The 14654-nt window shown below is 51.0% G+C and carries 9 protein-coding genes and 1 pseudogene; all 10 read left to right on the top strand.

Features of this window, described 5'->3' with window-relative positions; translation table 11 throughout:
- Positions 1–282, top strand: a pseudogene (locus tag BLR73_RS12400) (nucleotidyl transferase AbiEii/AbiGii toxin family protein); the annotation flags it as partial.
- Between the two features lie 126 nt (positions 283–408).
- A complete protein-coding gene (locus BLR73_RS12395) occupies positions 409–1221 on the top strand; it encodes a LexA family protein (RefSeq protein ID WP_091862454.1) in 813 nt (270 codons plus the stop codon).
- 375 nt (positions 1222–1596) lie between these two features.
- Positions 1597–2361: a Rha family transcriptional regulator gene (locus BLR73_RS12390; protein WP_091862451.1), complete on the top strand. Its 765-nt coding sequence runs from the start codon at positions 1597–1599 to the stop codon at positions 2359–2361.
- A 123-nt stretch (positions 2362–2484) separates the two neighbouring features.
- A complete protein-coding gene (locus BLR73_RS12385; RefSeq protein ID WP_091862448.1) occupies positions 2485–2949 on the top strand; it encodes a lysozyme in 465 nt (154 codons plus the stop codon).
- Between the two features lie 36 nt (positions 2950–2985).
- Positions 2986–5214: a hypothetical protein gene (locus BLR73_RS12380; RefSeq protein ID WP_233456397.1), complete on the top strand. Its 2229-nt coding sequence runs from the start codon at positions 2986–2988 to the stop codon at positions 5212–5214.
- Between the two features lie 40 nt (positions 5215–5254).
- Complete coding sequence (locus BLR73_RS12375; protein ID WP_091862442.1) at positions 5255–5623, top strand: hypothetical protein; 369 nt, start codon at positions 5255–5257, stop codon at positions 5621–5623.
- Between the two features lie 319 nt (positions 5624–5942).
- Positions 5943–9134: a SusC/RagA family TonB-linked outer membrane protein gene (locus BLR73_RS12370; RefSeq protein WP_091862438.1), complete on the top strand. Its 3192-nt coding sequence runs from the start codon at positions 5943–5945 to the stop codon at positions 9132–9134.
- A gap of 28 nt (positions 9135–9162) precedes the next feature.
- Entirely contained in the window at positions 9163–10653 is a 1491-nt protein-coding gene (locus BLR73_RS12365) for a RagB/SusD family nutrient uptake outer membrane protein (protein ID WP_091862435.1), read from the top strand.
- Positions 10654–10794: 141 nt separating this feature from the next.
- Positions 10795–11025: a hypothetical protein gene (locus BLR73_RS12360; protein ID WP_091862432.1), complete on the top strand. Its 231-nt coding sequence runs from the start codon at positions 10795–10797 to the stop codon at positions 11023–11025.
- A 423-nt stretch (positions 11026–11448) separates the two neighbouring features.
- Positions 11449–14640 (top strand): SusC/RagA family TonB-linked outer membrane protein, encoded by a 3192-nt coding sequence (locus BLR73_RS12355; RefSeq protein WP_091862429.1) that lies wholly within the window; start codon positions 11449–11451, stop codon positions 14638–14640.
- The last annotated feature ends 14 nt before the right edge of the window (positions 14641–14654 follow it).

Below are 14654 nucleotides of genomic sequence, written 5' to 3'. Positions count from 1 at the left end.
TGGAAGAATCGCATAAAGGGGCGCGACTGGTACGATTTCGAATGGTATGTTCGAAATCGCGTGGCATTGGATTTTGATCATCTGAGAGTGCGTACAAAGGAGTTTAATGATATCGACCTGACAAAGGAACTCTTTTTGGAACTCCTAAAGGAACGTATTTCTAAAGCAGACATTGATGTAGTAAAAGCCGATGTTATCCCTTACATCATCGACAAGCGCGAACTCGACATCTGGAGCAACGATTACTTCCTGCAACTGGCCGATATGATTGTGTTTAAGTGATAATTTCTCGCAAAACATTTGGCGGTTTGAAAATTAGTATTTATCTTTGCAGCCGTTTGGCGACCTGTGGAACGGCGCCGACTATGGATTATATTGTGAAATAAAACTTTTAAAGAATTAATCGACATGAGAAATTTTAGTAGCATCGGTCAGTGGCCGATGGGATTGGTGTGCGACACACCCGTGCCCTACTACGAGGTAGGAGTAAGTTGCGGTTTGCCTAACGAGATGGGCCAACTGCCACCCGAGATGATTTTATTGCCCAGCGAGATTACACGCGGGCGCAGCGTGTTTATCGTGGATGCCGATGGCGACTCGATGACCGGCGTGGGCATTTACAGCGGCGACCAGATACTGATTGAGGGCACGCAACGGGTAAACAGCGGCGAGGTGGTGATGGCAAGCATCGACGGCGAGGAGCTGTTGAAGGTGTATTACGTTGACGACTGCGGGCGCCACTGGCTGCTGCCCGCCAACGACAAGTACCAGCCATGCGAACTAACGGCCGATATGAATGTGCGCTTTTGCGGGCGCATGGTGTGCAACCTGAGTGCGCCGCACGTATCGGTAAAGCACTGCGGCGAGGTGGTACGCCAGTTTAAAGCCAAGCAGAAGCAGCACCAGCCCGACATGTATGAGCGCCTGACCGAAGCCGTTATCCAGTGCAGTCATCTGTTTTGGGCAGCATCGGCCTGGGCAGTGGTGTATTGCGTGATGCGCGATAAATACAGTTATGACAAGCCAGTTGCCGAGTTTGAGCGTATGGCCCAGGCCTTAAAGCTACCCGCTACGTTTAGGTTTGTATGTGGCGAAGGCAGTGTGCAGCGCACCATCAGTAATCATGAGTACATGCGAAAGAGTATCGACAAGTGGGAGGAGCAGGGTGCTGCCGACCGCGAACTGAAGCTGATGACGGTTTTAATTAAAGAATTGGCTTAGTTTTACCGAACCTGTTACCGAACTTCGGTAAGTATTAGTACTAAAGTTACCGAAACCTACAACACTTACCGAAAACTGTTACCGAATGCGTTCCAAGAAATTGGAGCGCATTATTTTTTGCCATACTTTTGCCACCGCAAACAAGTTGCGATGGCGAGTGAAGCGTCAATCAACGACAACGCGATCTCAATCTTACTGCCACACCAACCCGACTCGGAACGGCCGAGCGGATTTATTCTTAGGCACGGATTTACACGGCTTTATAAATAAAGACACAGCTGTTATCAATGAAAAGAAAGCAGCGTTTCTCTAAAAGAGAGCCGTGTCATCCGTGCCCCCCAAAAATATTATTAACAATTTAAAATACACACAATTATGGAAACAATGATTATTAAAACAGTAAACGAGAACCAACACATGATGACTTCGCTGGAAATAGCTGAAGTAACCCGTAAGCAACACTGTCACGTAATGGAGGCCATCCGAAAAATGGAACCCGCGTGGCAGAAAGTTAATCAATCAAATTTTCGATTGATTGAATATACCGACAGTCGAGGTCGACTGATGCCCTGCTACCAGCTAACCAAGACCGAGACGTTCTACATCGCTACCAAGTTTAACGACGAGGCCCGCGCCCGTCTCGTTCTGCGCTGGGAGCAACTGGAACGCGAGCGGATTATTTTTGGCACGGATGACACGGCCTTTTTTAAAAAGGACACGGCTTATGTCGATGAAGAAAGCAGCGTCTCTCTAAAAGAGAGCCGTGTTAATCCGTGCCTAAGAAAACTTCCATCGTTGGGCGTTCAGAAACAGATACTGGCGATGGCGGATGAGATTGTGGGTACGGGACTGCGCATGCTGAACGAGCCTGCCGAGGATACACTCACCGCCACGCAGGTGGCCAAGACGTTTAACATGAACACCCGCGACTTTAATGCCGTGCTGGCCGACATGAACATTCAGTACCGCGCCCACGGCCGATGGCACCTGGCCGAACACCTGCTGGGTAGGGGCTACACCGCCGAACGTACACACATCGACTACTCGCTGAAAGGCAAGCGCAAAATCAAAGTGTACATGACGTGGACCATGGCCGGACTGAAGTACCTTAACTCGCAATTGGGATACCCTAACCTTTGAGACATTAAACATTAAAGATTAAACATTAAACATTAAAGGCCTCGATTAAGCGAGAGCAGAGCCAAGCTTGCTTGAGCTTTGCCGAGTGTGAGAGGGCTCGATACGAAGTATCAACATTATACTATGCAGATTACAGACACACTTTTACAGAAATTGATGGAGATGGAGGGATGCCGACTAAGCGCTTATCGCGACGAGGGCGGCGTGCCTACCATCGGCTACGGACACACACGCGGTGTGCGCATGGGCGACCGCATCAGCCCCCAGCAGGCTCGCGACTGGCTGCTACAGGATGCCACCGAGGTGATGCGACAGGTGCGACGCCTGCACGTGGCACGCACCGAGGCACAACTAGAGGCACTCACATCGTTTGCCTTTAACGTGGGAATCGGACGGCTGAAGCAGTCAACCCTGCTACGCACCATCCGCCAAGGCGGCAGCAAGGCTGCCATCCAGCGCCAGTTTAAACGATGGGTGTATGCCGGCGGTCGCAAGTTGCCCGGTTTGGTAGCCCGTCGCCAATGGGAGGCCGAACACTTCTTCGCCCCCAGCTACCCAACGGATGACGAAATCATCGACCGGGTGTAACATTAAACATTAAAGATTAAACATTAAAGATTGGCTATGAGCACACACATTATTTATTTAAAGGACGGGGTGAAAATGATGCGCCCCGTAACCACCCGCGCAGAGTATATGGCCCTGCGCGGCAGTAACGAACAGCAGCAACTGATGGCCGCCATCCGCAGCGGCAACGAGACGTTGAAGCACCGGCTGGTGCAGATGAACTACAGTTGTCTGCCCAATGCCGACGGCACACTGCGCGGCAGCACCCGTATGAGCAATACCGTGGGTATGGATATCGACCACCTATCGGCCGAAGAGATGCCCGCCGTTCGCGATCGCATCCTGGACAAGAAGGATGAGCTGGGCTTAGGGATGCTTGAGGAGAGTGCCCGCGGCTGTGGCTACCACCTGGTGTTTACCCGACGGCCGCACATGTCGCAGGTAGAGAACCTGCAGTGGGCCGCCCAGCTGCTAGGCGTGGACTACGATGCCCAGGCCAAGGACATCACCCGCGTGTTCTTCACCACCGGCACCGAGCAGCTGATTTATCTGGATGATGCCATCTTTGAACTCCCGTCCTCGGAAAGTTGTGACAAGGGACAGGGCCCAGTCACAAAGACTGATTCCGTTGACAATTTCCAAGAAGGAAAAATCCTAAAGTCCTGTATTCCGTTGCAAAAAGAATACAACGGCATGGCTTTCTCGGATATTATCGCGAAGTATTGGGAGCTGTTTAACGGTGGCAAGCTGCCGGTGGTGGGCGATAGGAACGCACTCACCTTCGAGTTGGCCGTTACCCTGCGCTCTATCTGCGGCTACAGTCTGGAGGGCCTGCAGGCCATCGTACCCAACTACTGGGCTGCACCCGATGGCACCTGCACCGATGCCGACCGCACCGAATACCTGCACACACTCGAAAACGCCCTGAAAGAGCCTCGCCGCGGCATGCCCCTGCGCCTGAAACAGGTATTGCAGGCACTCAAGGAGCAGCAAGGTGTAAAGGCCTGCGGGGGTACCGTAAGCACGCCTCCACCCATGCCCAAGCGGTTGCCGCCATTGATAAAACTGCTAACCCGCAACGTGCCGTGGTACTACAAGCCCGCTGTGGCCAGTGCCGTGTTTCCTGCCCTGGGCGCCCATCTGCATGGCGTACACTTCCGCTATTGGGACAACGTGGATCACGAGGCCACGTTTATGAACCTGCTGGTGGGCCGACAGAGCGTGGGTAAGGGCTCGATCAAAAAGCCCATCGAGTATATCATGGAGGACATACGCCAGCGCGACCTGCTCAGTCGCCAGCGCGAGGCCGAGTGGAAACAGAAGAACCCCACGGGCAAGCAGAAGAAGGACCCGCGCCCCGCCGACATCTGCATTCAGATGCTGATAGACAACCTGACCGATGCCGTGTTTAACCAGCGCGTGGTGGATGCCAACAACAACGGCGAGCGCTATATCTACACCATCGTAGACGAGGTGGAGGCGCTGAAGAAGGTGACATCGAGCCATAAGGCCGACGAGGTGGGACTGCTGATACGAAAGGCTTTCGACAACTCGATGGCAGGTCAGGAGCGTGTGGGTGCCGACAGCGTATCGGGCATAGCACCGCTGCGCTGGAACTTCAACGCCAGTACCACCCCACCCAACGCGCGCAAGTTCTTTTATAAGATGGTGAACGATGGCACAGTGAGCCGACTGGATGTGGCCACCATTATCCGTCCCATCGAAGACGACGACGAGGCACCCATCCTGGGTATCTACGACGACCGTTTTGCCGCCGAGCTCAAACCCTATATCGACCGTCTGGATGCTGCCAACGGACTGATAGAGTGCCCGCAAGCCCGGAAGCTGGCACTTGACCTGAAGCAGGAGAATGCCGACACCGCCCGCTTGTACGAGAGCGAGGCCTACCGTGTGCTGTCGTACCGTGCCAACGTGATAGCCTGGCTTAAGGGTATGGTGCTGTACGTGGCCCATGGCTACCGGTGGGACAAATCGATAGCCGAGTTTGTGCGCTGGAGCGAGCAGTATAACCTATGGTGCAAGATGCTGTACTTTGGAACCCAGCTTGAGAAGGAACTGAACGACGAACAGGAACTGCAGCGCCACTCGGGGCCGCAGAACCTGCTGGAGCTGCTACCCGATGAGTTTACCCGCGAGCAGTATCTGCAGATGCGCCAACAAGCCGGCCGCCCCGGTCCCGGCGACAGCACCCTTCGCACCTGGCAAGCCCGCGGCCACATCGCCTACGACGAAACCTCAGCCCACTACGTTAAGATTAAACATTAAACATTAAAGATTAAACATTAAACATTAAAGATTAAACATTATGAATACGATTGATAACACACAAGAAACGTTTGTGGCCCTGTGGCGACTGTTGCGCCGCACGCGCCGCTACTGCCATCTGCACTGCAAGCGCTTTTGCATCCGCAGGGTACTGCAACTATGGTTTGGTGGCGAGGCCACCCCCGAGTTTATATGGCAAGTATGCCACCTTTGCTGTCAGGCCGGTTGGGACCAGCTCCCACCGCCTGGTCTCTACCCGCGCCCCCATCGCGAACTGCTGCGCGCCATCGTAGCCGTACGAACAGGCATCAGCTACTACCAGATAGACCTGCGCGCCCTCGACACCGCCTACACCATCGCCTACCCCAAAAGCACACCACTGAACGTGAACAAAAAGAAGAAATCTTAACAAAGCGTATATTTTATGCATAACAATTTATCATCAAAACCAAACCTGCAGTTTACAAAGTGTAAGTTAACCACTAAATTCTACTTTCACATTGATTTTAGTCAAGTAACACTCGTTAACAGTTAAAATATGTTATAGAATACCCCCTTTTTAATAAAATTATTTGTTTATTTAGAGATTATACACTATTTTTGCAACCCGAAAGTGGCAAAAACGTGCAAAATTAATAGTTATTGCATAAATAACCAGCTACTACCAGTATTTGAAAGAGAGAATTTTAAAGTTATAAACATTATTAATTAACAAAAGAGAGAATTTTATGAAACAAAGACTAACGTTGTTTTTCGTCAGCTTGTTCCTGTTTGTAGGAGCTGCGCTGGCACAGACAAAAGTTACTGGTACAGTACTCTCACAGGAAGACGGACAGCCCATCATCGGTGCTGCCGTTAAGGTGGTTGGTACCAGCACTGGTATGTTGACCGACGTGAATGGTCGATTCACCGTAGCCCTCCCCGAGGGTAAGGATCAGCTCGAAATCAGCTATCTGGGCTATGAGAGCAAGACCGTTAAGGCTAAGCCTGGTATGCGCGTATTCCTGAGAACCGACGCTCAGGTGGTTGACGAGGTTATCGTTGTAGCCTACGGTACACAGAAGAAGTCATCATTCACCGGTTCGGCCGCTACTGTAAAGGGCGAGAAGCTGGAGAAGATGCAGGTATCTAACCTTGGTAAGGCACTCGAGGGTGCTGCAGCCGGTGTACAGATCACATCAACCAACGGTACTCCTGGTGCCGACGCTCAGATTCGTATCCGTGGTATCGGTTCAATCAGCGCCAGCCAGCAGCCTCTGATCGTTGTTGACGGTGTACCTTACGAAATGTCGCTGAACTCTATCCCCACACAGGATATCGAGACCATGACCATCCTGAAGGATGCTGCCGCTAACTCTATGTACGGTGCTCGTGGTTCTAACGGTGTAATCATGATTACTACCAAGAGCGGTAAGGCTGGTAAGGTAAACATCAACTTCGACGCTCGTTACGGTTTCAACACCCGTGGCGTTCCTACCTACGACGTGATTACCGACGCTGGTCAGTACTACGAGATGATGTACGAGTCATATCGTAACAGCTTGGTTGAGCAGATGGGTATGGCCGACGCATCAAAGTATGCTGCCGAGCACCTGATCGACGGAAACCTGAAGTACAACGTATTCAAGGGTGTGGCCGACAACCAGCTCATCGATCCTACAACCGGTAAGATCAACCCTGCCGCTACACAGCGCAAGTGGACCGACGACTGGAGCAAGGATCCATTCAAGCACGGTGCTCGTCAGGAGTACACAGCAACCATCACCTCTGGTAGCGATGCAACAAAGGTATTCGCATCACTGGGTTACCTGAAGGACGAGGGTTACATGAAGGGTTCTGGTTTCGACCGTTACAACGGCCGTGTTAAGATCGACCAGAACATTGGTAAGAACATCCGCGTAGGTGGTAACATCGCATACGCACACACCGATTACAAGACTTTCGGTGACACTCAGAGCAACTACTCTAACATCTTCATGTTCTCACAGAACATCGCTCCTATCTATCCTATCTACCTGTACAACAACGACGGTAGCCTGTGGCTGGATGAGAACGGTAACCGCCAGTACGACTGGGGTACAGAGTATGTACGTCCATACGCTTCAGAGCAGAACCCATTGGCTGCTGCCGAGGCTAACATCCAGCGCAACGAGCGCGATAACATCAGCTCACGTGGCTACTTCGAGTGGTCGTTCCTGAACGACTTCAAGTTCACTGCCAACGTAGCTTACGACGTTTACAACGGCTGGTACACCGAGCTGATGACTCCAATTGGTGGTGACGCCAAGAACGTAGGTGGCCGTGGTTACAAGGAGGTTTACCGTAAGGGTGCCCTGAACGTTAACCAGCTGCTGGATTGGAACCACACATTTGGTAAGGACCACAACGTACACGTTCTGCTCGGTCATGAGAACAAGAACGATAAGTACCGTTACTTCTACGGTCAGATGACTCAGTTCTCTGATCCTACAAACCCAGAGTTTGCTAACGCAGCTCAGTATCAGGATATGACCAGCTACTCTTGGGAGTATGCACTCGAGGGTTACTTCCTGAAGGGCGAGTACAACTACGCTGACAAGTACTACCTCACAGCCAGCATCCGTCGCGATGGTAGCTCACGTTTCCACAAGGACAACCGTTGGGGTACATTCTGGGCCGTTGGTGGTTCATGGCGTTTGAACGAGGAGGCATTCCTGAAGGATGTCGACTGGCTCTCTAGCTTGAAGCTGAAGGTAAGCTACGGTACACAGGGTAACGACCACCTTCTGGACGAGAACGGTGCCGACCTGATCCACGTTTACAGCGACCTGTACACAGTAAACCGTGTTGACGGTGCTGCTGCATTCAGCAAGTGGCTGCGTGGTAACCCCGATGTAACATGGGAGAAGAGCCGTAACTTCAACGCTGGTGTCGAGGCTTCGTTCTGGGGTCGTTTGAATGTTGGTTTCGACTTCTTCATCAAGGAGACACGCGACATGCTTTATCAGAGCCCACTCGCTGCCTCTGAGGGTAAGCCTAACTACATCTGGCGCAACGAGATGAACATGAAGAACACTGGTTTCGAAATCGAGATTAGCGGTGATATCATCAAGAACAAGAACATTACTTGGAATGCATCTCTGAACCTTACTCACTATAAGAACGAGCTCACCAAGCTGCCCGACAGCAAGCCCGCTTCTGAATTCCCCAACGGTTATCAGGCCGGACGCTACTGGCGTAAGCTCGGTGGCAGCCTGTACGACTGGTACCGCTACGAGTACGTAGGTGTTGACGCTACTACTGGTAAGCCACAGTACAACCACTACACTTACAAGACCGACGCTGAGGGCAACGTAATGCGCGACGCTAACGGCGACGAGATTGTAGAGAGCATCGAGCTCGTAAACACCACATCTGAGGCTACTCTGCGTCAGACTGGTAAGAGCGCTATCCCCGACCTCACTGGTGGTTTCTCAACAACTGTAACTGCTTACGGTTTCGACCTCTCAGTATCTACAGCCTTCCAGCTGGGTGGCTGGGCATGGGATGCACAGTATGCTACACTGATGAACGCTGGCGACAACGGTGAGAACTTCCACAAGGATATGCTGAACCGTTGGACTTCTACCAACACCACAAGCAACATTCCTGCTCTGAACTTCGGCGACCAGAACGCTGGTATCGATAGCTCATCAGATTACTTCCTTACTAAGGGCAACTACTTCAGCCTGCGTAACGTAACACTGGGTTACACACTGCCTAAGAAGTGGCTCACACGTGCAGGTATCAGCAACGTACGCGTTTACCTCACAGGTGACAACATCTGGCTCAAGTCAAAGCGTAAGGGCTTCGACCCACGTTACAGCTTCAGCGGTTACAACCAGTACGCTGGTTACTCAGCCCTCAGCTCTTACTCTGTAGGTTTGAACGTTGCATTCTAATCATCAACAATTAAAAAAGAAAGTAAATATGAAAGTATTAAAATATATGTCAATGGGTCTGCTTACCCTGGCACTCGCCTCTTGCGGTAGCGACTATCTTGATACAGAATATACACGTCATCTCGACGCTGAGACTGCTGGTGAGGCAGCCGGACGCAATCCTGATGTATTCCTTAACGGTATGTGGTCATGGCAGGTTGAGTACCAGGGTTCACACGACTCTTTCGGACTCATGTCATCACTGCTGGCTAAGGATATGATGAGTGAGGATATCGCCGTAAACGGTTTCCACTGGTTCTGCTACGACTACGATTTCGATAACCGCATGTACACCTACCGTCGTACACGTGAGGAGTGGGGTTTCCACTACACCGATATCGCAAAGGCTAACGAAATTATCGGCCTCTATCCCGAGGGCGGTAAGACAGCCGACGAGAAGGGTCTGCTGGGTCAGGCACTCGCCATCCGTGGTAATGCCTACGCTTACCTGGTACAGATTTTCCAGACCTATATGAACGCTGATGGTAGCATCAACCGCTCTGCTGCTGGTGTACCTCTGATTCTTACTACTTCTGACGGTTACACACTCGACGAGCTCGACGCTCTGAAGGGTCGTAACACCGTTGGTGAGGTTCTGGATCAGGCCGAGAAGGACCTGCTGGCCGCTGTTGAAAACCTGAGCGCTGGTTACAAGCGCCCATCAGGTGAGAGCGGTAAGGCTTACATCGACCTGAGCGTGGCTCAGGGTCTGCTGGCCCGCTACTACCTGCTCACACAGCAGTGGGACAAGGCTGCAGCTGCAGCTAAATCAGCACGCGCCGGTTACAGCCAGCGCACACAGAAGGGCTTGATGGATGGATTTATGGACGTAACTGCCAGCGACGTAATGTGGGGCTTCAACCACACTAGCGAAACTCAGACAGCTTATGCTTCATACTTCTCACACATCTCTAACCTGGCTCCTGGTTATGCTGGTTTGAGCTACTGCTCTAAGCTGATCGACGCTCGTTTGTACAGCAAGATTGCCGACGACGACTATCGTAAGGCACTCTTCAACGGTCCAGAGGGCGACAAGACTCAGCCTACAGCTGGTGCACGTCTGCCATACGCTAACCTGAAGTTCGGTAACGATGGTAGCTGGACAATGGACTACATCTACATGCGTGCTGCCGAGATGGTACTGATTGAGGCCGAGGCACTGGCTCGCCAGGGTAAGAACACCGAGGCTGCCACCGTACTCAAGGAGCTCATGCAGAACCGTCAGCCAAGCTGGAACGAGGCATCAGTTACTGTCGACGATGTACTGCTGCAGCGTCGAATCGAGCTCTGGGGCGAAGGCTTTGCTTACTTCGACCTGAAGCGTAACAACAAGGGTATCAATCGTAACTACGAGGGTAGCAACCACCTGGCTGGTTACCTGCACGAGATTCCCGCACTCGACCCACGTTGGACCTACCAGATTCCACAGTCGGAGATGCAGGAGAACTCTCACATCCAGGATAACGAGCAGAACCCATAATCTCTCGTAATTCCCGAACAACAAATAATCACTTCGCGGGGTTTGCCATCCAAAGCAGCCCCGCGATTTTTTTGTAATTAAATTCTTGCAGTTTTCGAATAAATGTTTTATCTTTGCAGCGGGAATTATATATTAAAGAATATGATAGGAACACTTAAAGCCAGCGATGTTTACATGGATATACTGGAAACATTGCCAAATGAGGATAAAATCGATTTGATTTCAAAACTAGTCAAGTCGATGAAGAAAGCAGTTGTCGTTAAGAAAAAGCCAAAAGACATCTTTGCAGGTTTTTCCAACGATTGGGGTGGAGACATGACCACTGAAGACTATGCCGACATGCTGCGCAACGAAAATATTGAGATGAGCTAACACTTGTAACCTCAAATCTTAAGCATTTTGAACGGATGCAAGGATTGGAAATTGAAAACTGGAAATAAACTGCAATTTGCTACGCGCTACAGTGCTACAGTTGAAAATAATCCCTTCGCTAACCGGTGAGGGGATTTGTTATTATTGCATATTTTATGCATAACAATTTAATATCAAAAACCAACCTTAGCTGAGCAAAGTGTAAGTTAACCGCGAAAAACTGCTTTCAGATTGATTTTTTGAATACCATTTGTATTAAAATGGTTAAAATATGTTAGAAAATAACCCTCTTTTAATAAAATTATTTGCCTATTATAATAATATACAGTAATTTTGCAGGCCCGAAACGGGACCTTATGTCCAAAAAAAGGAAGAGATTGAGACTACAGGTATAACATATAATTATTAAAAAGAGAGATTTTTATGAAACAACGACTAACGATGTTCATCGTCAGCCTGTTCCTTTTTGTGGGAACAGCGCTGGCACAGACAAAAGTTACAGGTACAGTACTCTCACAGGAGGATGGTGAGCCCATTATCGGCGCTACCATCAAGATTGTGGGTGCAGGTACTGGCGCCATCACAGACTATGACGGACAGTTTACTGTAACCATGCCCGAGGGTAAGGACATGATTGAGATTACCTACCTGGGCTGCAAGACCGAGACCTTGAAGGCCGTTAACGGTATGCGCGTAATGATGAAGCCCGACACCGAGACACTCGAAGAGGTGGTAGTTGTGGCTTACGGTACTGCCAAGAAGCAGAGTATTACCGGTTCGGTTTCGACCGTTGACCAGAAGGTGATCGAGAAGCGTATCGCCTCGAACGTTACCAGCGCACTTGAGGGTGCTGCCCCTGGCGTGCAGGTAAACAATACCTACGGTGAGCCAGGTGCCGAGCCTACCATCCGCATCCGCGGTATCGGTTCGCTCAACGGTTCGAACACCCCACTCTACGTTGTTGACGGTATCATCTACAACGGAAATATTGCCGACCTGAACCCCGAGGATATCAAAACCATGTCGGTACTGAAGGATGCTGCATCTGCAGCTCTGTACGGTAACCGTGCATCGGCTGGTGTGGTTATCATCACCACCAAGAGCGGTGTTTCGCACGAGGGTAACTCATCTATCGACCTGAAGATTAACCATGGTTTCTACAACCGTGGTATCAAGGAGTACGACCGATTGGGTGTGAACGACTACATGGAGACATCGTGGAAGGCCATGAAGAACTGGGCTATGACCGGTTCGATGGGCTTGAGCGAGGACGAGGCTAAGGCTTATGCCAGTGCCCACCTGGCTAGCGACGTGATGCACCAGAACATCTGGGACCGTGCCAGCGACCAGCTGTTCGATGCCGACGGCAACATTGTGGCTAACGTACTGGATGGCTACACCGACCTGGACTGGGAGAAAAACATTGAGCGTACCGGTCAGCGTCAGGAGTACATCCTGAGCGGTAACTTTACTAACGATAAGACCAACGTTTACGCATCGTTAGGTTACCTGAACGAGAAGGGTTACATTATCAGCAGCGACTACGAGCGCTACACAGCCCGCGTAAACTCTACCTTTACACCTAACAAGTATTTTACTGCTGGTGTAAACCTGAATGGTACCATCTCAACCCGCCACTTTAACGACAATGCCAAGGGTACCGCTTATAGCAACCCATTCAGCACAGCCCGTTACATGGCACCTATCTATCCTATCTACAGCCACAATGTCGACGGCAGCATTGCCACCGACCAGAATGGCGAGTATGTATATGATACTAAATCTGACTATCTTGACAACCGTAACATTGCTTACGAGCTGCGCAAGGACCAGGATACACGTAAGCGTAACGTACTGAACGGTACTGCTTACCTGACACTGAACCTGCCATACGACTTCTCGGTAACCGTTAAGGGTAACCTGTCGCACCGTTCATCTACACGTCAGCAGTACAACAACCCCGAGATTGGTGATGGTGCTGCAAACGGCGGACGACTGAGCAACTACAGCAACGAGTACGAGGATTACACCATGCAGGAGTTGCTGAACTGGGGTCACGAGTACGGCAATCACCACATCGATGCCATGGTAGGTCACGAGAACACTCACTACCAGACCGAGAACTTCATGGGTATGAACACCAAGATGGTAGCTGATGGAATCTATGTATTAAGCAACTTCCTTAACAACTCATACCTGAATGGTTACAACGACGAGTATGCTACCGAGTCGTACCTGGCTCGCGTACGTTATAACTACGATCAGCGCTACTATGTAGATGCATCGCTGCGCCGCGATGGTTCGTCGCGTTTCCACAAGAACAACCGCTGGGGTAACTTCTTCTCGTTCGGTGCTACCTGGAATGCCAAGAAAGAGGAGTTCCTGCGCACGGTAAAGTGGGTTAACCAGTTGCGTGTTCGTGCCTCGTACGGTGAGGTGGGTAACGATGCCGGTGTAAACTACTATGGCTACCAGGCCCTTTACTACATTGAGAAGAACGGTGGCGAGGGTGCCCTGATGAAGCAGAGCCTGAGCGCCGATGACATTAAGTGGGAGACTGCTCAGACTGTAGATGCAGCCATCGAGGGTCGCCTGTTCGGTCGCATGAACTTCAGCATCGGCTACTTCGACAAGCGCAACAAGGACCTGCTCTTTGCTGTTCGTCTGCCTCTGTCGGCCGGTTCGTTCTCGTACGGCGAATACTTCAACATGACCGTTAACAAGAACATCGGTACCATCGCCAACCGCGGTATCGAGCTCTCAGTTGATGCCGACGTGCTGCAGAAGAAGGACTGGAATGTTAACGTAGGTTTGGACGCTACATTCATCAAGAACAAGATTATCAAGCTGCCTAACGGCGACAACATCCTGTCGGGTGTACACAACTACACCGAGGGTCGTTCGCTGTACGACTTCTACACCTATCACTTCGAGGGTGTCGATCAGATGACCGGTCGTTCACTTTACACACTCGATCCTGAGAAGAAGGAAACTGCTGCCCAGCAGGGCGAGTTGGTAACCCTCAACGGTGTTGACTATACTACCGATACAGCTTACGGCAAGCGCGACTTCCACGGCACTGCTGCTCCTACCGTTTACGGTTCGGTTCACGGCAACGTAAGCTGGAAGGACCTGACACTGAGCCTCCTGGCTACCTACAGCCTGGGTGGTAAGACCATCGACTACACTTATCAGACCCTGATGAGCACCAACGCCATGTCGAGCGGTTCGGCTCTGCACAAGGATGCTCTGAAGGCCTGGAACGGTGTGCCCGAGGGTATGACCGAGACATCGGCCAACCGCATTGATTCAAACGGTGTGCCTGCCATGGATTACAACCTGAGTTCGAAGAACAACGCTACCTGCGACCGCTGGCTCACAAGCGCATCGTACCTGGTAATGAAGAACATCAGTCTGTCGTACAGTCTGCCTAAGAAGTGGCTTACCTGCCTGAACGCAGGTGTCAACGGTGCCACACTTACCGCTGGTGTTGAGAACCTCTTCACTCTGACTGGTCGCAAGGGTATGAACCCACAGTACAACTTTACTGGTGGTTCGGACGATACCTACGTAACAGCCCGCGTTTGGAACTTCTCACTCAATGTTAATTTCTAATGATTATTAAAGGA

This window comes from Prevotella sp. khp1 (assembly GCF_900102205.1).
GTDB lineage: Bacteria > Bacteroidota > Bacteroidia > Bacteroidales > Bacteroidaceae > Prevotella > Prevotella ruminicola.
This window is presented reverse-complemented; position numbering and strand designations above follow the sequence as displayed.

Bases quoted from the DNA above. Each gene is read 5' to 3' on its own strand.
- BLR73_RS12395 (WP_091862454.1), top strand. From the start codon at position 409: ATGAGAAATTTTAGTAGCATCGGTCAGTGGCCGATGGGATTGGTGTGC.
- BLR73_RS12390 (WP_091862451.1), top strand. From the start codon at position 1,597: ATGGAAACAATGATTATTAAAACAGTAAACGAGAACCAACACATGATG.
- BLR73_RS12385 (WP_091862448.1), top strand. From the start codon at position 2,485: ATGCAGATTACAGACACACTTTTACAGAAATTGATGGAGATGGAGGGA.
- BLR73_RS12380 (WP_233456397.1), top strand. From the start codon at position 2,986: ATGAGCACACACATTATTTATTTAAAGGACGGGGTGAAAATGATGCGC.
- BLR73_RS12375 (WP_091862442.1), top strand. From the start codon at position 5,255: ATGAATACGATTGATAACACACAAGAAACGTTTGTGGCCCTGTGGCGA.
- BLR73_RS12370 (WP_091862438.1), top strand. From the start codon at position 5,943: ATGAAACAAAGACTAACGTTGTTTTTCGTCAGCTTGTTCCTGTTTGTA.
- BLR73_RS12365 (WP_091862435.1), top strand. From the start codon at position 9,163: ATGAAAGTATTAAAATATATGTCAATGGGTCTGCTTACCCTGGCACTC.
- BLR73_RS12360 (WP_091862432.1), top strand. From the start codon at position 10,795: ATGATAGGAACACTTAAAGCCAGCGATGTTTACATGGATATACTGGAA.
- BLR73_RS12355 (WP_091862429.1), top strand. From the start codon at position 11,449: ATGAAACAACGACTAACGATGTTCATCGTCAGCCTGTTCCTTTTTGTG.